Raw genomic sequence first — 21,936 nt, forward strand, 5'->3', positions numbered from 1 at the left:
TGAGGTGTGCTCGTGGCACACCGCCCGATCGATGTTGATCGAGTTGAAGGAGATCGTAGGGCCAGACATCGACGCATGTAGAGACTTCGACAAGATCGGAAAAAAATCACAAACGCTGGACGGGACGGGCCTCGGCCTCGTATGCGCAGGCAGCTGGGCCCGTCTGGCTCGTGCCCGGCTGACTGAAGAGTCAGTTTTTCGGTTGCCGTGCCCGTCGCAACGGTCGGTGGAACACCACGGGTGCCACGCACCCGTGGTGTTCCACGGCTCGTCAGGCGATGCGCCGGATGCGGCGGACGGCCAGGTAGAGCAGGAGCACGGCGAGGGCGACGAAGATGCCGGTCTCGATGCCCTGGAACAGCCAGAACCGGTCGGCCGGCTGGTAGAGCTGCCAGTTGTACGCCCCCGGCTGAAGGCCCAGCTCGGCGCCGCAGGCCCGACCGTCCGGTGCCTTGCCGCCGGGCGGGCAGATGATCCGTGCGTCCTCCGCCACCATCGTCCCGTCGGCGTTCCGGATGCCCCGGGCGAGGACCCAGTCGCCGCGTCCCATGTCTGCCTCGGTGGCCCCCTCGATGGGGAAGGTGAGGGTGCGGGCCGGCTGATAGTGCGGTCGGGCCAGGATCGCCACCGCCGCCCGTACGCCGATGAAGCCGGCCAGGGTGATGCCCATGGCGGGGAGCATCCGCTTCCACACGGTGCCGGCGAAGATGCCCAGGGCCACGGCGAAGAGGGTGTATCCGATCGGGACGACGCCCTGGAGGTCGAAGACGATCATGCCGAACCGGCCCTCCCGCGCGGCCTGGGTGAGCGGCGCGACCCACCACGACATGCCCAGCCCGTAACCGACGGCGAGGGCCGTCACCGCCGTGCCGACCAGCCCGAACTTCGCCAGCGCCCAGCGGCTGCGAGCGACGCCCTGGGTCCAGACGAACCGGTGCGTGCCCTGCTCCACCTCGCGGGCGACCAGCGGGGCGCCCCAGAACAGGCCCACCAGCACCGGCAGGGTGAGCAGCAGCACGGCCAGCAGGTTCAAGTTGCCGTACTCGTGGGTGAAGCGGTAGAAGCCCGCCTCGCAGGTCTCCCGGGTCGCCGCCGCCACGTCGGTGCCGGCGACCTGGCGTACGCACTCCGCCAGCCCGAGGTCGGCGAAGGTGTGCCGCATCGACAGGCCGATCGGCACCATCAGGGCGGCGAGTGCCGCGAACCCCAGCAGAGTGAAGAACGCCTGCTTGCGGTGTTGCCGCCAGGTCAGCCAGATCATGCCGGCACCCCCCACTCCCGGTGACTGGTCTGCGTGGCGCCGTCGGCCAGGTAGGCCAGGACGACGTCCTCCAGGCCGACGTCGCGCACGGTCCAGGTGGGGTCGGTGACCGGGCCGTCGGTGCGGACCAGCAGCGTGGACTGCCGGTCGGTGTGGCTGGCCCGGACCACCTCGGCGACGCCGCCGATCGAGCCGTCGTCGTGCCGCGGGCCGACCAACTGCCGGTGCGCGGCGATCAGGTCGTCGACGACGCCGACGAGCTGCACCCGGGCGGAGTTGAGCACGATCAGGTAGTCGCAGACCCGTTCCAGGTCGGCCAGCAGATGCGAGGAGAGCAGCACGGTCGTCTCCGACTCGGCGACGCTGCCCATCAGCGACTGGTGGAACTCCCTGCGGGCCAGCGGGTCGAGGCTGGCGACCGGCTCGTCGAGCAGCAGCAGCCGGGGTCGTTTCGCCAGCGCGAGCGCGAGCGCGACCTGGGCGCGTTGGCCGCCGGAGAGCCTGCCTACCGGCAGGTTCGGTGGGATGCCGAGCTGGGCGAGCCGGTCCCGCGCCAACGTGGCGTCCCAGCGCCGGTTCATCCGGCCGCCGAGGTGGACCAGTTCGGCCGCGGTGAAGTCGCGGTACAGCGGGGTGTCCTGGGCGACGAAGCCGATCTCCGGCAGGACCCCCGGGTTGTCGTACGGCGACTCGCCGAAGATCCGCACCGCGCCGGCGTCCGGTCTCAGGAGGCCGACCGCCAGGTGTAGCAGGGTGCTCTTGCCCGCACCGTTGGGCCCGACGAGGGCGGCGACGCGCCCGGCGGGCAAATGCAGTGAACAGTCCCGCAGCGCCCAGCTCTTGCCGTACCGCTTGCCGAGCTGCTCGGCCTCCAGCACGATCTCCATCTGCTGTCCTCTCATTCCGTTCGTGCGGTCTGGTCGCGCGACGCCTCGGCGGCGAGTGCGGCCCGCATGGTGGTCTCGACCAGGGCGGTGACGTCTTCCGGGGCGAGCCCGGCGGCCCGGGCCCGCTGCACCCAGGCGACGAGCTCCTCGCGCAACTCGAGCTGGTTCCCCAGGGACGCGCCGGCGAGGGTGCGCCGGACGAAGGTGCCCACCCCGGGGCGGCCCTCGACCAGGCCCTCGATCTCCAGCTCGCGATACGCCTTCAACACCGTGTTCGGGTTGATCGCCAGCGACTGTGCGACGTCGCGGACCTTGGGCAGTTGGTCGCCCGGCATCAGCAGCCCGACGCGCAGGGCCTGTTTCACCTGCTCGATCAGCTGCACATACGTGTTCACCCTGGACCGGCCGTTCAGCACGAACTCGATCACCCAGGACCAACCCTTCTATTGTCCTACGACAGTAAGACTATAGGACAGGGTGGCGGGGTGGGAACCCTGCGTCGGGCGCCTCGGACGAGGTGGGCGCTGCTGAGGGGAGAGCGCAGCGAACCCGCCCCTGGTGGTGAGGGACGGGTTCGGTGGCGGGTCGGACGGGCGTCAGCCGAAGGCGGCGTCCAGGATGTCCAGGCCGCGGGTGAGATGCTCGTCGGAGATGACCAGCGGGGGCAGGAACCGCAGCACGTTGCCATGCGTGCCGCAGGTCAGGGTGAGCAGGCCGGCGGCGTGGCAGGCCGCCGAGATCGCCGCCGCCGCGGCCGGGTCCGGGATCAGGGTGCCCGGCTGGACGAGTTCCACCGCCAGCATCGCGCCACGACCGCGTACCTCGGCGATGCGCGGGTCGCGGGCGGCGATCACGCGCAGCCGGTCGCCCATCACCTGCCCGATCCGCCGCGCGGCGGCGGGCAGGTCCAGCTCGTGCATCGTCTCGATGCTCGCGAGCGCCGCCGCACAGGCGAGCGGGTTGCCGCCGTACGTGCCGCCGAGGCCGCCGACGTGCACCGCGTCCATCAGCTCGGCCCGGCCGGTCACCGCCGCCAGCGGGAGCCCACCGGCGATGCCCTTGGCCAGCGTGATCAGATCCGGCTCGACGCCCTCGTGCCGGCAGGCGAACCAGTCGCCGGTGCGGCAGAAGCCGGTCTGGATCTCGTCGGCGATGAACACCACCCCGGTGGCGGTCGCCCACTCGCGCAGCGCCGGCAGGAACCCCGGCGCGGGTACGACGAAACCACCCTCGCCCTGGATCGGCTCGATCAGCAGCGCGGCCACGTTCTCCGCGCCCACCTGCTTCTCCACCGTCTCGATCGCCCGGGCCGCCGCCTCGGCGCCGGAGAGACCGCCGTCGCGCAGCGGGTACGACATCGGCACCCGGTAGATCTCCCCGGCGAACGGCCCGAACCGGTGCTTGTACGGCATGTTCTTCGCGGTCAACGCCATGGTCAGGTTGGTCCGCCCGTGGTACGCGTGGTCGAAGACCACCACCGCCGGCCGCCCGGTGGCGTGCCGGGCGATCTTCACGGCGTTCTCCACCGCCTCGGCGCCGGAGTTGAACAGCGCCGACCGCTTCTCGAACATACCCGGCGTGAGAATGTTCAACTGCTCGCACACCGCCACGTACGACTCGTACGGGGCGACCATGAAACAGGTGTGGGTGAAGCGTTCGACCTGCGCCTGCACCGCCTCGACCACCCTCGGCGCGCAGTTGCCGACGTTGGTGACCGCGATGCCGGCGGCGAAGTCGATCCACTCCCGGCCGTCGACGTCGGTGATCGTGCCGCCGGAGGCCCGGTCCACGTAGTACGGGACGACGCTGCCGACGCCACGGGCGACCGCCGCGTCACGCCGCTTGTGCAGCTCCTCCGACGACGTCACGGCGGTGCCTCCCTCGTTCGTGGCCTCACTCCCCGCGCTCACGGATCAGCCCTCGATGTTGTGCATGACGTGCTTGATCCGGGTGTAGTCCTCCAGGCTGTACACGGAGAGGTCCTTGCCGTGGCCGGAGTGCTTGAAGCCGCCGTGCGGCATCTCGGAGACGAACGGGATGTGGGTGTTCACCCAGACGCAGCCGAAGTCGAGCCGGCGGGTCATCCGCATCGCCCGGCCGTGGTCCTTCGTCCAGACCGAGGCCGACAGGCCGTAGTCGACGCCGTTGGCCCAGCGCACCGCCTCGTCCTCGGCGGAGAAGCGCTGCACGGTGATGACCGGGCCGAAGACCTCGTCCTGGATGATCTCGTCGGCCTGCCGGACGCCGGAGACGACGGTCGGGGCGTAGAAGTACCCGCGCTCACCCAGCGTCGACCCACCGGTCTCGACCGAGGCGTGCTCCGGCAGCCGGTCCACGAAGCCGCGTACCCGGGCGAGCTGGTTGGCGTTGTTCAGTGGGCCGTAGAGGACGTCGGAGTCGTCCGGTGCGCCGGTCCTCGTGTTGCGGGCCTGCTCGGCGAGGGCGGCGACGAAGTCGTCGTACACGCCGGGACCGGCGAGCACCCGGGTCGCGGCGGTGCAGTCCTGACCTGCGTTGAAGTAGCCGCCCATCGCGATCGCCTCGGCCGCGGCCGCCACGTCCGCGTCGTCGAAGACCACCACCGGGGCCTTGCCGCCCAGCTCCAGGTGGGTCCGCTTCAGGTCGGGCGCGGCGGCGGAGGCGACCTCCATGCCCGCGCGGGTCGAGCCGGTGATCGACACCAGCTGCGGGGTCGGGTGCGCCACCAGGGTACGACCGGTGTCCCGGTCGCCGCAGACCACGTTGAACACGCCCGGCGGGAAGAACTCGGCCGCGATCTCGGCGAGCAGCAGCGTGGACACCGGCGTGGTGTCCGACGGCTTGAGCACCACCGTGTTGCCGGCCGCCAGCGCCGGGGCGATCTTCCAGACCGCCATCATCAGCGGGTAGTTCCACGGGGTCACCTGCGCGCACACACCGATCGGCTCACGCCGCACGTACGAGGTGTGCCCGGCCAGATACTCGCCGGCCGAGCGCCCCTCCAGCAGGCGGGCGGCGCCAGCGAAGAAGCGGAACTGGTCCACCGCCGGCGGCAGCTCCTCGTCGGTGGTGAGCTGGCGCGGCTTGCCGGTGTTGCGCACCTCGGCGTCGACCAGATCGGCCGCCCGGGCCTCGACCGCGTCGGCGAGCTTCAGCATCGCGCGCTGCCGCTCGGCCGGAGTGGTGTCCCGCCAACTCTCGAAGGCGGTGGCAGCAGCCGTCATCGCCGCGTCCACGTCCGCCGCACCGGAGACCGGCGCCTGGGCGAAGACCTCCCCGGTGCACGGGTCGATCAGGTCGGCGTACCCGCCGTCCACCGGGTCGACGTACTCGCCGTTGATGAAGTTACGGAGCTTCTGCTGCTCGCTCATGAGGGTGACTCCGAGGGTGGCCGGGAGATGATCAGCGGAGGTAATCGCAATCTGTCTGCCATCTTGGCTACTGAATTCGCGGCAGACAAGGCCCACGGCGACTGTTTCCGTGTGGACGGGGAGTCGTCTACGCTGCCGACGTGGAGCCGAGAGCCTTCTACGTCGCCGGCCGGGAAGTCCACGGCGAGGGCGAGCTGACCGTCACCCACCCGTACGACGGCCGGACGGTGGGGCGTACCACCCTCGCCACGGCCGACCAGGTCGAAGCCGCCGTCGCGGCAGCGGCCGGCGTGGCGGCGCAGGCCGCGGCCCTGCCCGCGCACGCCCGGGCGGCGGCCCTGGACCAGGTGTCCCGCCGGCTGGCCGAACGGGCCGACGAGGTCGCGGCGCTGATCACCGCCGAGAACGGCAAGCCGGTCAAGTGGGCGCGGGCCGAGGTGGGACGCGCGGTGTCGACGTTCCGCTGGGCGGCCGAGGAGGCCCGCCGCTTCTCCGGAGAGCTGCAACGCCTCGACACCGACCCGACGGCGACCGGGCGGATCGCCCTGGTACGCCGGGTGCCCCGAGGGCCCGTGCTGGGCATCGCCCCGTTCAACTTCCCGCTCAACCTGGTCGCGCACAAGGTCGCCCCGGCGATCGCGGTCGGTGCACCGATCATCGTCAAGCCAGCCCCGGCGACCCCGCTGTCCGCGCTGCTGCTCGGGGAGATCCTGGCCGGGACCGACCTGCCGGCGGGCATGTTCTCGGTGCTGCCGCTGCCCAACGACCGTGCCGCCGAACTGGTCACCGACCCGCGCCTGCCGGTGGTGTCGTTCACCGGCTCCGGCCCGGTCGGCGCGGCGATCCGCCGATCCGTGCCGGAGAAGCACGTCACCCTGGAACTGGGCGGCAACGCGGCGGCGGTGATCTGCGAGGACTGGGCCGCCGACGAGGACCTCACCTTCGCCGCGCACCGGATCGCCACGTTCTCCAACTACCAGGCCGGGCAGTCGTGCATCGCGGTGCAGCGGGTGTTCGTGCACGAGTGGCTCTACGACGGCTTCCTGCCCCGGCTGGTCGCGTCCGTGCAGGAACTGCGCACGGGTGACCCCGCCTCGGAGTCGACCGACGTCGGGCCGCTGGTGTCGGAGGACGCCGCGCGCCGGGTCGAGGCGTGGGTGGACGAGGCGGTAGCCGCCGGGGCGACCATCGAGGTGGGCGGCCGGCGCGACGGCGCCACCTACCCGCCGACCGTGCTGTCCGGGGTGCCGTCGTCGGCCAAGGTCTGCGCCGAGGAGGTCTTCGGGCCGGTCCTGGTGGTCGCCAAGGCCGAGACCGACCGCGCGGCGTTCGCGGCGGTCAACGACTCGGCGTACGGGTTGCAGGCGGGTGTCTTCACGCACCGCCTCGACGTGGCCTTCGAGGCCGCTCGGGTGCTGGAGGTCGGCGGGATCATCGTCGGGGACGTGCCGTCGTACCGGGCCGACCAGATGCCGTACGGGGGCGTCAAGGGCAGTGGGGTCGGGCGGGAAGGGCTGCGCAGCGCGATGGAGGACTACACCGAGCCGCGGGTGATGGTGCTGACCGGGGTGCAGTTGTAGACGGTCCATGCCGGCCTGACGGTCGGCGGCCCGGCGCGATCACCGGACGGGCAGGCCCGGTGCCTGCGGGCGGCTGTCACCAGGTGCCGTCGTCGTGGACCCGCCGTGGGGCCAGGCCGAGCAGCAGCGTGGTCAGCGCGGCGTCGATGTCGTCACCGAGGAACCACTCGCCGGCCTGGTCGAGGGCGAAGATCCTGCCCCGCTCGTCGACCGCGAGGATGCTGTCCTGGCGTTCGGAGCCGATCGGGAAGAGCCGGACGCCGAGGACGGCGCCGAAGTCGGCGAGCGTGTCGGCGGTGTACGCGGCTCGTAGCGGATTGGTGTCGAAGAGGCGAACCCACACCTCCTGCCCCGGCCGCCGGCGGAATGTTCCGATCGCCGGGAAGTCCAGGAAGACGCGTTCGGCGGCCGGGAACGGCTCATGGCGATGCGTCGGTCCTAGCACTTCGCAGGTTTCGGCAATGGCACCGTCGGCCATGGCCCAGTTCAAAGGATTCTGGTCCCATCCCGCGTCGGCCAGAGCTTGGGCCACCTCATGAGGAAAGCGGTCGGGAACCGGAATCTGCCGCCTGAGAGCAGGAGGTTCCGTGATCGCCCCTAGCTCTCCCCATGGAAGAGGGCCGAGACGGACAAGAGCGGTCGTGCACGACTCGCACAGGTTCTCCGTCCTGCCACCGGCCGGGTCGCCGGGCTCCCGAACGCGGAAGACCTCCAGTCTGCCGCTAGCCAGCAGAGACCTGGCTTCTTCTGCTGTCAGTGGTGGCTTACCAACGGCGGCGCGGCGGTGGTCGTAATCGTGAAGGACGTCGGAGACGACGATCAGTTCGGCGTGGCGGTCCCCGCCCCGGACCAGGTGCCCGGGCGGCAGTTCGTCCAGGTAGGCGCGGACCAGCGGGTGGTGATGCAGATCGATGTCGCCCTTGGCGCCCTGCGCCACGTACGTCCGGCCGTCGACGGTGAGATGGGCGACCGTGGCCGGAGTCGGCAGCCGACGGATCTCGCGGAGCAACTGGCTCGCCGGATCGACGGTGCGCGGCGCGGGCGTGCCGGTGGGGCGACTGCGGCGGTACATCTGCTCGACTGCGGTGGCCGGCACCCGCGGCCAGGTGGAGACCACGCCGGTCTCCTTGTCGACCACCGTGGTCGGCAGGTCGCCAGGGACGGTGTCGACCTCCGGGGCCACGACCGACCTGATGACGTAGCCCAGATCGAACTCGTCGACCCGGGGCCGGCATTCGTGCCCGAGGCGCTCGGAGTCGCGGCGGGCCCACACCGTGGCGAGCTGCTCGGCCTGCTGGCGATCGATCACGAGGCTGAAACTACCGGACCCTCACGATTCCGTGGCGCCCGGTATGGTTCGCCTGACTGAACGTGACCGGGGGAGGGTGGCGTTGGCCGAAAGTGTCGACCGGGAGGCCAATCGCGCGCTCCGGGCGCGGTTCGACGAGATCCACGGGCAGTACCAGCGGCTCCGGTCCGGTCTGGACGAACTGCAGACGAAGCTGGCACAACTGCGGGTCACCGAACGCTCCGACGACGGTCAGGTGACCGCGACCGTGGGAGCCCGAGGCGAGCTGATCTCGGTGGAACTCCACCCCAGCGTCTTCCACGACCGCGACGCCAAGGCGCTGAGTCGGAAGATCACCCTGACGGTGCACCGGGCCACCGCGACCGCCGCCACCACCACCCAGGAACTCGTCGCCGGTTACCTGCCGGCCGGGTCGGGGTCGGTGGAGTTCCTGCGTACCGGCGACTTTGGGGCGCTGTTGGGCCGGGCCGACGCGGTGTTCCGAGGCGAGGGGGAGCGGCGTGGCTGAGGGACAGCTCTGGCTCGACCCGGACCGGGCCCGCCGGGGCGGCAAGGACCTCCACCTCGCCGGCGAGACGGTCGGCAGCCGGCGGAAGGAGATCGGTGGCCGGATCGCGGCGGCGAGCGCCCAGCGGCCCTGGGGCCGCGACGACATCGGGGCCGCGTTCGAGAAGAGCTACCGGGGCTACGAGGAGACGCTGCTGCGCGCCTGGGAGGGCCTCGGCCGTTCAGTGGCCGGGCTCGGCGCGGACGTGGTCACCTCCGTCGAGGCCACCGTGAACACCGACACCGCGAGCGGCCGGCGCCTCGACGGAGTCGCCGGCCGGCACGACTACCGGCGCTGACCTGCGGAGGACCAGGCGTGAGCATCCTGCCGAGCCCGATTCCGCATCCGCTCCAGTACAGCCCCTGGGACCTGCCGGGCTGGGTCTACGAGGCGTTTGACTGGGTCATCGGGGTGGAGTGGCCCGAAGGCGACGAGCGCGCCGTCTGGGACCTCGCCGACCAGTGGTACGCGGTGGCCTCGACGCTGACCGGTCCCCGGGACGACGCGATCACCGCCGCCGCCGAGGTGCGCAGCGGGTACGGCGGTGTCGGTCTGGTGGCCGAGGCGTTCGACACGGCCTGGCGGCGGGTGGCCGAGGGCGACGACGCTCCGCTGGCGGTCCTGCTCGCGGTCAGCAGCGACCTGGGCCGGCTCGTCGAGGAGTGCGGTTGCGACATCGAGGGCGCCAAGCTGGAAGTCTGGATCGAGCTGGGCATCCTCGTCGTCGAGCTGATCTCGCTGGCCGTGGCGGCGGTGCTGACCGCAGGCGCGGCGTCGCCGGCCGCCGCAGCGGCGATCACCGCCACCCGGGTCCTGGTCCAGCAGATCTTCAAGCGCCTGCTGGCTCAGCTCGCGAAGAAGGAGCTCAAGGCCGGCCTGAAGGAGGCCGGGGAGCGGGCCGCCAAGCAGGTGACGAAGGACGGCATGCGGGGGCTCGGCAAACGTTCCCTCAAGGGCGGGTTGGAGGAGGCGGCGGAGGAGTCCGGGATCAACCTCGCCACGCAGGCGTACCAGAACACCACCGGGCGACGCGACGGCCTGGACATGGCCGACCTGGGCGCGTCGGCCGTCGGTGGCCTGGCCGGTGGCGCGGTGGCGCCCCTGGCCGGGCTGGGACGGCACGCCCAGGGCCGGGGCGGGCGGATCGCCGAGCACTTCGGTCGGGAGATGACCGGCGAGACGATGGCGGAAGGGGCGGCGAGCCTGGCGACCGGCCAGGGCACGCTGTCGCTGGAGGACGCGGCCAGGGCTGCCGTCTCCGGTGCCACCGGCTCCGCGACCGGCCAGGCGGACGCGGCGCTGCGTGCCCGCCTCGACAGCCAGTTGGGCGCGCTCGCCGCGCCTGTTCCATCAATGGACCTACCGCCTGCGCCACCAGTGACGGCTGTAAGCGAGGTTCCCTCCCCTCGGAGCGCACCAGACGTTGATGCGGACACGTCCACGCCGACCGTGTCGAGCGCTGGTGTCGCTTCCGCAGGCGTCCACGACAGCCCGGTGTCCGCCATGCAGCCTGACCCGGCTGCTGCCGCCACGAGGGGCGCGTCGCCCGCTCTAGTCGAGGACCTGGGATCGACGGCAAACGCTGCCGTGTCGCTCGGCACTGTTGGCGCCGACGGTTCGACCGGGAGCGACTCCAGCTCGGCCAGCCCGACGCTTTCCTCGGTGGCCGAGCGTCTGTCGTCGCTTCCGCACCAGCCGGTCGACATGCCGGCGACGGCGGGTCAGTCGACAGCCCAACAGATGGCTACGGCCACCATGGCGACAGCCGGCCCGGTGACCCCTGCACCCGCGACGTCGTCCGCGACGGCAATGGTCTCTGGCAGCGTGGGGGTATCCGCGACTTCGGTCTCATCCGCCGGTGTGGCGGCCGGGGGCACATCGTTAACCGGCGGCACACCACCTCTCGATTCGCAGAACGGTCGTGCCTGGACAGCGGCGTTCCATACACCGGTGGCGGCACCCCACTCCGCTGCCTCGACCGCCGCTGCACCCTCCCATCCAGGGCAGTCTTCGGAGATCGGTGCGGATTCGACACCGAAGCCGGCCGGCGCGACGACGGAGCGAAACGGCGACGCCAGCACGGCACGGAAGCTGAACCGCTTCCCCGAGCTGGAGGTACTGGCCCCAAAAACGGCGGCCCCGCCACCGTCCGACGTGCCGCCTCCCGTGTCGCCCTCGCTGGGCCCTGGCAATGAGGAACCTCGTCCGAGGACGCCGGAATGGTATGCCGCCAAGTGGGCCGCTGAACGTGAAGCTCTGGAGCGGCGCCGCTACCAGGGCTACTTCGAGTCGCAACGCGCTTGGTACGAAGACAGGCGGCGAAGGGATCTGGCGGCTCATCTTCTGCAATCAGCAAGTCACTACCTCGACCGAGCGCGGTGGTTGAAACGACGCGCACGCCAACTGGTCGAGGCAGGCCTGACGCTCCGCGCTGAGCACATGTTCAAGGCCAGCAGCGTCGCGGAGCGGGACTCGTACGATTTCACCGACTGGGCGGACGCGGTTCGGGACGGCAGGGTCGTGCCGGAGCAGGTTGTCATTGACGATCCAGCCGACTTCCAGCGGATCAACGATGACGTCGCCGAGTTGGCTATCGGTGCGGTGGAGACGAGTGACCGGTCGGCGTTGACCTGGGACGACCACCCACCACCGATCGACCGATCCCGTCCCTACGGGCGGTGGGGCGGTCTGCGACCGCCGCTCGCGTTGCATCAGACCGACCTCGAACGGGCGATGCCGCGCAACGCCGACGGCAGCGTCGTGCGTACCGCCGACCCACGGCAGGGCGGGTGGTTCGCGCTTGCCAACGACGGAGGATCGCAGGCCGACCCCACCCGGGGCATCAACTGCCTCGACTGCACGCTGTCGCTCTACGACACCTGGATGCACGGCCGGCCGCGCGTCTCCGCGCCGCGTACCTTCGACGGCTACACCGACGGCGACATCTCACGGCCGATCATGGGCGAGCAGGGCGGCCCTGGCCGGGTGGAGGAGGTGACCGGCGGGCGCTTCCAGAGGCTCATGGCGATCCCCGAACACGAGGAGTGGAACCCGAGCCTGACGCGCCACGCCGTCAACCGCCGTTTCGACAACCTCCAGTACCAGTTGCAACTCGGTGGCCACGGCAGCTACGCCTTCCTCATCACCGAGTGGGAGAGCGGAGGCTCGCACGCCTGGGTCGCGCTCAACCAGAACGGCACCATCCTCTACCTCGATCCGCAGAGCGGCGCGGTCCGTGACCAGCCGCTGTACGGGCACGCTGGGGTGGCCCACGAGGACAACGTTGTCGGCATCGACGTGCTGATACTCGGTGGGGACGGGCGGCCGATGCCACTTGGCGGGCTGGCCCGTGGACGGTTCAGCGCCCTACCGGACCTGCCCGACTATCCGTCGGTGCCGGACGAACTGGCGGGAGCCGGGGACCCGTACCTGAACCGCCTGTATCTGCTCGACGGACCGGGCTCCGCTGCACCAGTGTCTGGTTCAGAGGGAGAACCCTTTCCTGGTGTTCCACCTGCCCCGCTTCCGAGTCGAGGCGAACCGAACGCCGACCAGGAGGTGCTGCGGCGGGAGCGGGATCGGGCCGTGGCGAATCGGCTCTCCACTGGAGCATCACCACGCGACGCCATAGCAGTCAGCCGGGATCTCGGCCAGGTCTTCCTCGCTGGGATCACGCCTGCGGAGGTTGCGGCACATCTCGACGTCCCGACGCTGCGGCGGCTTGTCCCGCATCTTGACGAGGCGGCGGCCAAGGATGTGGCTCGGTTCTTCGCCGACCCACAAGTCAGGCACATGCTGGACGACACCTGGCGGGCGCCGCCACGCGGGGAACCGATGCTCGCCGAGGTGCTGGTCCGCCAACTGACCCGGCAGCCTGACCTCGTACGTATGGTCCTCGACACACCCGAGTTGGCGTACTCGCTCACGGCTCGACCGGTGACGCTGCATCACCTCGCCGGGCACCAGCAGGCGATCAATGTCCTCGGTTCGGTGCTCGATGGAATCACTGAACAGGGTGCGGCCGCGATCGTAGCTGGAAATCCGCCCCTGCCTGCTCCGACGCCGCTGTCGGACGACCATCGCCAGATCAGTGCCAGCGTCGAGGCGGACGGGGAGAACGTCAGGCAGCCAGGGTTCGACCGGAGCCGGCTGGGTGATGCTGCTTACTGCAGCGCCTACCTTGACGATCTATATGCATCGGCCGCCGTCGCCCAGGCGGAACTCAACAGGCTCGCGCAAGAGCTGGCGTGCGTCGATGACGAGGTTGTCGGCCGCCCCGGCTGGCGTCTGAAGCCCAAGGACCGTCGGCGGGCCGAAGACAAGATCGAGAAGTATCGAGGTGATGCCGCGAAGCTGATCGACCTGGCTGCGGCAAAGGTGGAGTTCCAGTCGCTGGATCAGGTGTACGCAGCACTCAGTCGTCTGAGGGATCACCCTGGCGTGCGCATCGTGCGGTACGAGGATAGGTTCGTTGTCCCGCAGGACAGTGGCTATCGTGACATTCAGCTCGTCCTTGAGATGTCGAACGGGCATCTCGCGGAGTTCAGGCTGCACCTCGCCGTCCTCGACGAGGTTGCGGGCTGGGAGCATGCGCTGTTTGAGGTACGTCGTGACCTCAAGAGCCTTGCTCGCAAGGAGAACCGGGCCCTTTCTGTTATGGAGAAAGCGATCGCCGAGAGGATCCTGCGACATGAGCAGCAGTTGTTTTGGCGTGCGTTGCTCTCGACGTACGAGGAGATGCCTTGACTAGTGGTGCGCCAGGTCTGGTGCTGCCTTCCTACTACTCTTACTACGACTCGCCCGTCAAATTGTTGGCGACGCGTGACGGCGGTGTGTGCGTATGGCGCGTTTCGCGCGACGACGGCGGGTGGCGCGAGGAGAACGACCTTTTCGAAGAGGTTTCCTTCGCCCGTGGTGGGGAGATATTCAAGCGCACCCCGGCGGAATTCGTCCAGGATGTCGAGCGCTACCGTGCCGACCATCTTACTGGAACTGGTCCGGTATTCGCACTCTATGAGACGGTTAATGCGATCATCGATGCCAGCAGGCGGGAGGGGAGATCGCTGACATTGGAGGAGCGAGCTCTCATCGCCGGCATCCGACGCAGGACCTTCGTGATGTTCGAGGACCAGTTGCGAAATTTCGGTGACCGAGCAGCGGATCCTGGTATTGCCGCCTAACCCTGCTCGATGTCGACCAGTCCCCGGACCTGGGCGTCAAGACAGCCGGGGCGACCTGAGCACCTCGCTACGCGAGCTGCTGGGTGCCCATGCTCGAGGAGCATGCCCCGTCAAAACGGGCACGCCGACCTGCTCCGGGAACGGATCGACGGCTGCGTCGACCAGTGACCGGGTGGTCCGCTCGCCCTGGCCGGCGGGCGCTCTTCGGCGGCGATCCGCAGCCTCGTCAGTTGCGCGTGGAGATCGGCTTCCGGGTGTCGCGGGGTACCGCGCTCGGATTGAGCCACATTTGCGCTCACGTCGGAAGCTTCTCCCGCGCCGGCCCGGGAGCGCGGCTCAACAGGCGCGACACCAGCTTGCAGCGGCCAAATAGGATCAAGTGATGACGAGTTCCGAGAGCACGAAGCGGCAGTCCGCCGCCTGGGGGTTGGGCCTCCTCTTCGGCGTCGTCATCGGCCTGACCGTGTTCCAGGACGCCTCGGGGGTGGCGTTCGGGATCGCGATCGGCGTCGCCTTTGCGGTCGCCTTCGGCGCCATGAGCAAGGGTGGTCGGGCAAAGGACAGGTCGGGGATGGGCGACGTAACCCCGTGACAGGTCATGCCAGCCGATCCGAAGATGTGTGTCAGAGCCAGGACCAGCCGCGCACGGTGGCCGAGGCGGTGGCCGTACAGGACCGGTTGCGACCGCTCGCCGACCTGGTCGGGCCGGGTCCGCTCCGGCCCGCGACGGTGGCCGGCCTCGACGTGGCGTACGCGGAGAGCGGTGACCTGCTCGCGGCGGCCGTGACCGTGCTCGACACCGCGACGCTCGCCGTGGTGGACCGGGCGGTCAGCGTGGGACGGCCGGCGTTCGGGTATGTGCCGGGGCTGTTCGCCTTCCGGGAACTGCCGGCGCTGCTGGCCGCGCTGGACCTGTTGACCACCCGTCCCGAGTTGCTGGTCTGCGACGGGCACGGGCTGGCTCACCCGCGTCGGTTCGGGCTGGCCTGCCACCTGGGCGTGGTCACCGGGTTGCCGGCGATCGGGGTGGGCAAGACCCCGCTGGTCGGGCAGTGGACCGAGCCGGCGCGGGAGCGGGGCGCCAGCGCACCGCTGGTGGACCGGGGCGAGACGGTGGGGCGGGTGCTGCGTACCCGCGACGGGGTGAAGCCGGTCTTCGTCAGCGTCGGGCACCGGATGAGTCTCGACAACGCCGTCGAGCAGGTGCTCGCCCTCACCCCGCGCTACCGGCTGCCGGAGACCACCCGTACCGCCGACCGGCTCTGCCGCGACGCCCTCGCCGCTGCCATTCCTGCCGCCGGACCGGGCGGTGCCGGCCTCGGACCGGGCGGCCCGGGCTGACGTCGGCACCGGACCGGGTGACGTCGGCACCGGCAACAGACGCGGCGCCGGCAGGCCGGGCGGCGCCGGCGAGCGGGCCGTTGCGCGGCTGGCGTGATTCAGGCCACGGCCGGCAGGGTAATGCCGCACACATGTGGAGCGTTCAATGAGCGGGGGACCCCCTGACCCGGTAGTAGCCTGACCGCCGGACCCCAGCGGGGGCAGAGACGGTGAGGTGGAGATGTCGGTGCGTCGGCACCTGGCGCGCCTGGTGACGGCGGGCGCGCTGCTGGGTGGCCTGCTGGTCGTCGGCGCCGCCCCCGGGTACGCGGACTCCGACCGGGTCGGGGTGCGCGTGGCGAGCAGCTTCGCGGCCGGCGGTTCTCCGGGCGGCGCCTCCCTGGAGGTGCGCAAGCGCACCGACGGGTGCGTGCAGCTGCGTAGTTCGCTCGGGCTGCGCCTGCGGGGATTGAACCCGGACCAGGTGCGGGTACAGGTGAACGTCGGAGGCCGCTGGTTCCCGGTGCCGGTCTCCGGTGGGGGTGGCAGCGTGGCCACCGCCCGTACCTCGCCGGCCGAAGCGACGTTGTGCAAGGGGAAGAGCATCACCGTCCGGTACCGGATCGCGTTCGTCGCGGGCGCACCCGCGGGCCGGCTGGAGGTGGTCGGTGAGGCGACGACCGCGGTCGGCCGGCTCATCGGCCGGGCCGTCGACACCTCCCGGGTCGGTGGTCGGGCGGCTGCCTCCCCGACGCCGAGCAGGAAGCCCACGCCGACCCCCAGCCCGAGCGCGATCGAGACCCCTGCCACGGACGAGCCGACCCGGGCCGTCCCGGCAGCCCCGACCACCGGCCAGGCCACCGCCGCTGCCGAAGAGTCCTCCGGAGGATCCATGCTCATGTGGTTCGGCATCGCCCTGGTCGCCGTCGGCGTCGGGCTGATCGCCCTCCTCGTCCGCAACAACCGTAAGGACCGCTCGCACGTCGAGGAGCCGTCGGCCTACCCGGGCGTGCCGCTGCCGCGCAACCCCGGTCCGACCACCTACCGCTCCGGCGGCGGGCTGCCGGGCGGAGCCCCGGCACCGACCGGCCAGGTGTACGGCCAGCAGGCCGCTCCCGCGCCCCGCTCCAACGGCCTCTACGGCAGCCCTGGCGCGTACCCGACGGTCAACCCGGCGTCCCGCCCGACCAGCGGCGTGTACGGCGCCCCCGCCGCGCCGGACCGCCCGCACCCCGCGCCGGACCGGCCCACCTCCGCGCCGCCCACCCCGCACAACCCGCCTCCGGCGGCCGCGGGCGGCGACGCGACCACGGTGATGCCCCGCCTGCCCGGCTAGGACGGGACGGACCCGTCCGCTCCGTTACGCTCAGGTTCGTTGACGACCTGCTGCCGAGGAGCTGAACCGGTGTCTGACCTGTCCCAGATCGTGAAGGCGTACGACGTCCGGGGGACGGTGCCCGACCAGTGGGACGAGCGTACGGCTGAAGCCCTCGGGGCTGCGTTCACCCAGGTCCTCAACGCCAGCGGCGAGCCGGGTGAGGCGGTGCTGATCGCGCACGACATGCGGGCCACCGGGCCCGGCCTGGCGGCTGCCTTCGCGGCCGGTGTCCGGGCCGAGGGGCGGCGGGTGATCGAGTTGGGGCTGGCCTCCACCGACATGCTCTACTACGCCTCCGGCGCGCTGGACCTGCCCGGGGCGATGTTCACCGCCAGCCACAACCCGGCGCAGTACAACGGCATCAAGATGTGCCGCTCCGGCGCCCGTCCCATCGGGCAGGACAGCGGCCTGGCCGACATTCGGGACCGGGCCCAGGCCCTGCTGGACCGCGGCGAGCGTCCGGCCGGTGAGCCGCAGGCCCCGGCCCAGCGGCGGGACCTGCTCGCCGACTACGCCGCCCACCTGCGCAAGCTGGTCGACCTGTCGACCATCCGACCGCTGAAGGTGGTCGTGGACGCGGGCAACGGCATGGGCGGGCACACGGTGCCCACCGTGCTCGGCGATGCCGCCCTGCCCGCCCTGCCGCTGGAGATCGTGCCGCTCTACTTCGAGCTGGACGGCACCTTCCCCAACCACGAGGCGAATCCGCTGGACCCGAAGAACCTGGTCGACCTGCAGCGTGCCGTGGTCGACCACGGCGCGGACATCGGCCTGGCCTTCGACGGCGACGCTGACCGCTGCTTCGTCGTCGACGAACGGGGCGAGCCGGTTTCCCCGTCGGCGATCACCGCCCTCGTCGCGGCCCGGGAACTGGCCAAGCACCCCGGCTCCACGGTGATCCACAACCTGATCACCTCCCGCGCGGTGCCGGAGATCATCCGGGAGCACGGCGGCGAGCCGGTGGTGGCCCGGGTCGGCCACTCCTTCATCAAGGCCGAGATGGCCCGGACCAATGCGATCTTCGGTGGTGAGCACTCCGCGCACTACTACTTCCGCGACTTCTGGTTCGCCGACACCGGCATGCTCGCCGCCATGCACACCCTGGCCGCGCTGGGCGAGCAGTCCCAGCCGCTGTCGATCCTGGCCAGCGTCTTCGAGCGGTACGTCGCCTCCGGTGAGATCAATTCCACGGTGGTGGACCAGGCGGCGAAGGTCGCCGAGGTGCGCGCCGCGTACCCGGAGGCGGAGGTCGACGAGCTGGACGGGCTGACCCTGCGGTTCCCCGACGGGGCCTGGTTCAACCTGCGCGCGTCCAACACCGAGCCGTTGCTGCGGCTCAACGTCGAGGGCCCGACCGAGGAGCGGATGATCTCGCTGCGCGACGAGGTGCTGGAGCGGGTTCGCCGATAAGATCCCCAGCGCCGGTCGGCACCGCCGGCCGACGACGACCGCACAGTGGAAGGAGCCGCACCGTGGCCCTGGACCCGCAGTTGCTCGAGATCCTCGCCTGCCCGGACACACACCACGCCCCGCTGGACTATGACGCGCAGGCGCAGACCCTGACCTGCACCGAGTGCGGCCGCGTCTTCGAGGTCCGCGACGACGTGCCGGTGCTGCTGCTGGACGAGGCGCGCGGCGGGCCGGAGGCGCAGCAGTGATGGACGGGACGGCCGGCGTCAGCGGCCGGCGGGTGGCCGACGAGTCCGTGCTGGACGACCCGGACACCTTCGCCGAGCAGGATCCGGGCGGCATGCTCCGCTTCACCGCCTCCGCTGGCGCCCAGGTACGCGAGTCGGCGGCGCTGGCCGCCGAGGCGAACCTTCAGCTGCTGGAGGACGAGGGCCGCCCCCGCGCGGTCGTCATCGCCGGTATCGGCACCGCCGGGCGGACCGGTGACGTGCTTGCCACGGTCGCCGGGCCGCGCTGCCCGGTGCCGGTGATCCCGCACCGCAGTGCCGGCGTGCCCGGCTGGGTCGGCGCGGCCGACGTGGTGATCGCGGTCAGCGCCTCCGGCCGCAGCCCCGAGGCGCTGGGCGCCGCCGAGGCCGCGCACCGGCGGGGCGCCCGCCTGGTCGCGGTCGGCGCGCCGGACTCACAACTGCAGTCGGTGGCGGAGCGGGCCCGCGCGCCGTTCATCCCGGTGCCTCGGCGTGCCCCGGCCCGGGCCAGCCTCTGGGCGCTCACCGTGCCGGTGCTGCTGGCCGCCCGCACGCTCGGCCTCGTCAAGGTCAACGAGGCGGATCTGGCGGAGACCGCGGCCCGGCTGGACGCCGACGCCGACCGGTGCCGCCCGACCGCCGAGTCCTTCGTCAACCCGGCGAAGTCGCTGGCGCTGGGGCTGGCCGGGTCGATCCCGATCGTCTGGGGGTCGTCCCCGCTGGCCACGGTCGCGGCGCGACGGTTCGGCGACACCCTCTCGGCCAACGCCCGCTACCCGGTGGTGACCGGGGCGCTCGGTGAGGCCGGCCGGGGGCGGGTCGGCCTGCTCGACGGTGTGTTCGGCGGGCTCGTCGAGTCGACGCGGGACATCTTCGCCGACCCGGCCGACGTCGAGGCCGACCCGACCCGGCTGCGGCTGGTGCTGCTGCGCGACGGTGGCCTGAACGCCGAGGACGACACCGACGAGCCGCTCGCCGTCGAGGAGCGCCGCGCCGACGCGGTGCAGACTCTCGCCGAGCGGCGCGGGGTGCGCTGCGACGTGGTGACCGCCGAGGGGGGCTCGGCGCTGGAGCGGCTCGCCTCGCTGGTCGCGGTGCCCGACTTCGCCTCGATCTACCTCGCTCTGGCCCACGGCCTGGACCCGATGGCGGTCCCGGCGATCACGGAAATGAAGGAGCTGGCAAACCAGTGAGCGACCGTAGGGAGCGAACCATTCGGCTCAGCGGTGTGGTGCCTCGCGCTGCCGCGCAGCGGAGCGGAGCGGCGGCGTGAGTGCAAATGGCGGGACGAAGGCGATCGTCGCCGCCCTGCTGGCCAACGTCGGCATCGCCGTCACCAAGTTCATCGCCTTCCTGCTGACGGGTTCGTCGTCGATGCTGGCGGAGTCGATCCACTCGGTGGCCGACTCCGGCAACCAGGGCCTGCTGCTGCTGGGCGGCAAGCGGGCCAAGCGGGAGGCCACCCCGCAGCACCCCTTCGGGTACGGCCGGGAGCGCTACATCTACGCGTTCATCGTGTCGATCGTGCTGTTCACCGTCGGTGGTCTGTTCGCTCTCTACGAGGCGTACCACAAGTGGTCGCACCCGGAGCCGATCACCAGCTGGCAGTGGGTCCCGGTCGTGGTGCTCGTGGCCGCGATCATCATGGAGACCTTCTCCTTCCGGACGGCCATCGTGGAGTCGAACCATGTCCGGGGCAACCAGTCCTGGGTGAAGTTCGTCCGCCGGGCCAAGGCTCCCGAGCTGCCGGTGGTGCTGCTGGAGGACCTGGGCGCGCTGGTCGGTCTGGTTTTCGCCCTCTTCGGCGTCGGCATGACCCTGATCACCGGCAACGGCAAGTGGGATGCCGCCGGCACCGCGATGATCGGTGTGCTGCTGGTGGCGATCGCGATCATCCTGGCCATCGAGACCAAGAGCCTGCTGCTCGGTGAGGGTGCCGAGGAGCACGACGTGGCCGCGATCGAGCGGGCGGTCACCGACGGCCCCGAGGTCGAGCGGATCATCCACATGAAGACGCTCTACCTGGGTCCGGAGGAGCTGATGGTCGCCGCGAAGATCGGCGTGCCGGCCTGCGACAACACCGAGAAGCTGGCCCGCGACATCAACACCGTCGAGGCCCGGATCCGGGCCGCCGTGCCGCTCGCCCGGGTCATCTACCTGGAGCCGGACATCTACAACCCGGCCGCTGCCGGGCGGGCGGGCGCGGTGCGGTCCGAGGCCGGTTCGGACGAGGTGTCGGAGCGGGCCGGGAGCTGAGCGTGGAACTGCTGTACGGGCCGATCCGCGACTACGCCTGGGGGTCCCGCTCGGCCATCGCCGCGTTGCAGGGGCGTCCGGTGCCGAGCGACGGACCGGAGGCGGAACTGTGGCTGGGCGCCCACCCGGGCGCCCCGGCCATGGTCGACCGGGACGGCAACCGGGTGAGCCTGGTCGACCTGCTGGTCGCCGAGCCGGACCACTGGCTCGGCGAGCGGGTGGTCGACCGGTTCGGCACCCGGTTGCCGTTCCTGATGAAGGTGCTCGCCGCGGACGCCCCGCTGAGCCTGCAGGCCCACCCGGACGCCGAGCAGGCCCGGGCCGGGCATGCCGCCGACGCGGCGCGCACCGACGGGCACCGCAACTACGTCGATCCGTACCACAAGCCGGAACTGCTGGTCGCCATCTCGCCGATGGAGGCGCTCTGCGGTTTCCGGGACCCGGCCGAGTCGGCGCAGGTGCTCGCCGCGTTCGGCGTACCGGCGCTGGAGCCGGTGGTGGCGGCGCTGCGCACCGGGCCGGCGGGGCTCCGGGAGGCCGTACGCCTGCTGCTGACCTGGCCGTCGGCGGAGCGGGCCGGGCTGGTCGAGGCGGTGGTGGCGGCGGACGTCGCCGGCCCGGACGCGGAGCTGGCGCGGGCCCTGGCCGCCGGCTACCCGGGCGACCCGGGGGTGCTGGTGGCGCTGCTGCTGCACCATGTGGAGCTGGCGCCGGGGGAGGGGATCTGGATGCCGGCCGGCAACCTGCACGCCTACCTGCGGGGCACCGGCGTGGAGGTCATGGCGGCCAGCGACAACGTGCTGCGTGGCGGGCTCACCCCGAAGCACGTGGACGTCGACGAGCTGCTGCGGGTGCTCTGTTTCGAGGTGCTGGCCGATCCGGTGGTCACCGCGCGGCCGGTGGCGCCGGGGGTGGTCTGTTGGCCCGTGCCGGTGGACGACTTCGCGCTGCACCGGGTGACGGTGGACGCGGCCACGCCGCAGGTGCGGCTGCCGCTGCCGGGGCCCCGGGTGGTGCTCTGCCGGGCCGGCAAGCTCTCGGTGGACGATGGGGCCGGCGTGGTCACCATCGGCCCGGGGCAGGCCGCCGTGGGTACGGCTGTCGCGGAACCGCTGGTCTTCTCCGGCGAGGGTGAGGCGTTCGTCGCCACCTGCGGCGCCCACTGACCTGACCCTCGCTCGGACGACACGAGTCCGACTTTCCCGAAATA

Annotated in this window: 19 protein-coding genes; 13 read left to right on the top strand and 6 right to left on the bottom strand. The window is 71.3% G+C overall.

Features of this window, described 5'->3' with window-relative positions; genetic code table 11:
• Window positions 1-271: 271 nt before the first annotated feature.
• From GA0070560_RS06725 to GA0070560_RS06745, 5 genes are all read right to left on the bottom strand, one after another.
• Window positions 272-1,261 (bottom strand): ABC transporter permease, encoded by a 990-nt coding sequence (locus GA0070560_RS06725; protein WP_091293013.1) that lies wholly within the window; start codon window positions 1,259-1,261, stop codon window positions 272-274.
• Entirely contained in the window at window positions 1,258-2,148 is an 891-nt protein-coding gene (locus GA0070560_RS06730; protein ID WP_091292622.1) for an ABC transporter ATP-binding protein, read from the bottom strand. The genes GA0070560_RS06725 and GA0070560_RS06730 overlap by 4 nt, the downstream gene beginning before the upstream one ends.
• 11 nt (window positions 2,149-2,159) lie before the next feature.
• On the bottom strand, window positions 2,160-2,576 hold the full coding sequence (locus tag GA0070560_RS06735; protein WP_091292624.1) for a GntR family transcriptional regulator: 417 nt from the start codon (window positions 2,574-2,576) through the stop codon (window positions 2,160-2,162).
• A gap of 168 nt (window positions 2,577-2,744) precedes the next feature.
• Window positions 2,745-4,016: a 4-aminobutyrate--2-oxoglutarate transaminase gene (gene gabT / locus GA0070560_RS06740; RefSeq protein ID WP_091292626.1), complete on the bottom strand. Its 1,272-nt coding sequence runs from the start codon at window positions 4,014-4,016 to the stop codon at window positions 2,745-2,747.
• Window positions 4,017-4,061: 45 nt separating this feature from the next.
• The gene (locus tag GA0070560_RS06745; RefSeq protein ID WP_091292628.1) at window positions 4,062-5,498 is read right to left on the bottom strand and encodes a gamma-aminobutyraldehyde dehydrogenase; all 1,437 of its coding nucleotides are present in this window, start codon (window positions 5,496-5,498) and stop codon (window positions 4,062-4,064) included.
• A gap of 140 nt (window positions 5,499-5,638) precedes the next feature.
• On the opposite strand from GA0070560_RS06745, the gene GA0070560_RS06750 reads away from it, so the two are divergent.
• Window positions 5,639-7,078, top strand: a complete 1,440-nt coding sequence (locus tag GA0070560_RS06750) for an aldehyde dehydrogenase family protein (RefSeq protein ID WP_091292630.1) — start codon at window positions 5,639-5,641, stop codon at window positions 7,076-7,078.
• 76 nt (window positions 7,079-7,154) lie between these two features.
• Here GA0070560_RS06750 and GA0070560_RS06755 read toward each other — a convergent pair whose 3' ends face one another.
• Window positions 7,155-8,195, bottom strand: a complete 1,041-nt coding sequence (locus GA0070560_RS06755) for an SUKH-3 domain-containing protein (RefSeq protein ID WP_245675386.1) — start codon at window positions 8,193-8,195, stop codon at window positions 7,155-7,157.
• 268 nt (window positions 8,196-8,463) lie between these two features.
• Between GA0070560_RS06755 and GA0070560_RS06760 the strand changes: the two genes are divergently transcribed.
• From GA0070560_RS06760 to manA, 12 genes are all read left to right on the top strand, one after another.
• Window positions 8,464-8,895, top strand: coding sequence for a YbaB/EbfC family nucleoid-associated protein (locus GA0070560_RS06760; RefSeq protein ID WP_342670413.1), 432 nt, complete (start codon window positions 8,464-8,466; stop codon window positions 8,893-8,895).
• Complete coding sequence (locus GA0070560_RS06765; protein WP_091292634.1) at window positions 8,888-9,232, top strand: hypothetical protein; 345 nt, start codon at window positions 8,888-8,890, stop codon at window positions 9,230-9,232. The genes GA0070560_RS06760 and GA0070560_RS06765 overlap by 8 nt, the downstream gene beginning before the upstream one ends.
• Before the next feature lie 17 nt (window positions 9,233-9,249).
• A complete protein-coding gene (locus tag GA0070560_RS06770; RefSeq protein ID WP_091292636.1) occupies window positions 9,250-13,680 on the top strand; it encodes a toxin glutamine deamidase domain-containing protein in 4,431 nt (1,476 codons plus the stop codon).
• Window positions 13,677-14,114, top strand: coding sequence for a hypothetical protein (locus tag GA0070560_RS06775; protein WP_091292638.1), 438 nt, complete (start codon window positions 13,677-13,679; stop codon window positions 14,112-14,114). Before GA0070560_RS06770 ends, GA0070560_RS06775 begins: the two co-directional genes overlap by 4 nt.
• A gap of 382 nt (window positions 14,115-14,496) precedes the next feature.
• Window positions 14,497-14,706, top strand: coding sequence for a hypothetical protein (locus GA0070560_RS06780; RefSeq protein ID WP_091292641.1), 210 nt, complete (start codon window positions 14,497-14,499; stop codon window positions 14,704-14,706).
• A 26-nt stretch (window positions 14,707-14,732) separates the two neighbouring features.
• Window positions 14,733-15,455 (top strand): deoxyribonuclease V, encoded by a 723-nt coding sequence (nfi, locus tag GA0070560_RS06785; protein WP_091292643.1) that lies wholly within the window; start codon window positions 14,733-14,735, stop codon window positions 15,453-15,455.
• A 220-nt stretch (window positions 15,456-15,675) separates the two neighbouring features.
• Window positions 15,676-16,770 carry a hypothetical protein gene (locus GA0070560_RS06790; protein ID WP_091292646.1) on the top strand — a complete coding sequence of 365 codons (1,095 nt, stop codon included), beginning with the start codon at window positions 15,676-15,678 and terminating at the stop codon, window positions 16,768-16,770.
• A gap of 69 nt (window positions 16,771-16,839) precedes the next feature.
• Window positions 16,840-18,222 carry a phosphomannomutase/phosphoglucomutase gene (locus GA0070560_RS06795; RefSeq protein WP_091292648.1) on the top strand — a complete coding sequence of 461 codons (1,383 nt, stop codon included), beginning with the start codon at window positions 16,840-16,842 and terminating at the stop codon, window positions 18,220-18,222.
• Window positions 18,223-18,284: 62 nt separating this feature from the next.
• The gene (locus GA0070560_RS06800; RefSeq protein WP_091292650.1) at window positions 18,285-18,470 is read left to right on the top strand and encodes a Trm112 family protein; all 186 of its coding nucleotides are present in this window, start codon (window positions 18,285-18,287) and stop codon (window positions 18,468-18,470) included.
• A complete protein-coding gene (locus GA0070560_RS06805; RefSeq protein ID WP_091292652.1) occupies window positions 18,467-19,663 on the top strand; it encodes an SIS domain-containing protein in 1,197 nt (398 codons plus the stop codon). Before GA0070560_RS06800 ends, GA0070560_RS06805 begins: the two co-directional genes overlap by 4 nt.
• Before the next feature lie 76 nt (window positions 19,664-19,739).
• Window positions 19,740-20,726 (top strand): cation diffusion facilitator family transporter, encoded by a 987-nt coding sequence (locus GA0070560_RS06810; RefSeq protein ID WP_091292654.1) that lies wholly within the window; start codon window positions 19,740-19,742, stop codon window positions 20,724-20,726.
• A gap of 2 nt (window positions 20,727-20,728) precedes the next feature.
• On the top strand, window positions 20,729-21,892 hold the full coding sequence (gene manA, locus GA0070560_RS06815) for a mannose-6-phosphate isomerase, class I (protein WP_091292656.1): 1,164 nt from the start codon (window positions 20,729-20,731) through the stop codon (window positions 21,890-21,892).
• Window positions 21,893-21,936 lie beyond the last annotated feature (44 nt).

The sequence above is a fragment of the Micromonospora halophytica genome, from assembly GCF_900090245.1.
Taxonomy (GTDB): domain Bacteria; phylum Actinomycetota; class Actinomycetes; order Mycobacteriales; family Micromonosporaceae; genus Micromonospora; species Micromonospora halophytica.

What these genes read in the sequence shown, in the direction of transcription:
- GA0070560_RS06725 (WP_091293013.1), bottom strand. Translation starts at nt 1,261, where the DNA reads ATGATCTGGCTGACCTGGCGGCAACACCGCAAGCAGGCGTTCTTCACT.
- GA0070560_RS06730 (WP_091292622.1), bottom strand. Translation starts at nt 2,148, where the DNA reads ATGGAGATCGTGCTGGAGGCCGAGCAGCTCGGCAAGCGGTACGGCAAG.
- GA0070560_RS06745 (WP_091292628.1), bottom strand. Translation starts at nt 5,498, where the DNA reads ATGAGCGAGCAGCAGAAGCTCCGTAACTTCATCAACGGCGAGTACGTC.
- GA0070560_RS06780 (WP_091292641.1), top strand. Translation starts at nt 14,497, where the DNA reads ATGACGAGTTCCGAGAGCACGAAGCGGCAGTCCGCCGCCTGGGGGTTG.
- GA0070560_RS06790 (WP_091292646.1), top strand. Translation starts at nt 15,676, where the DNA reads ATGTCGGTGCGTCGGCACCTGGCGCGCCTGGTGACGGCGGGCGCGCTG.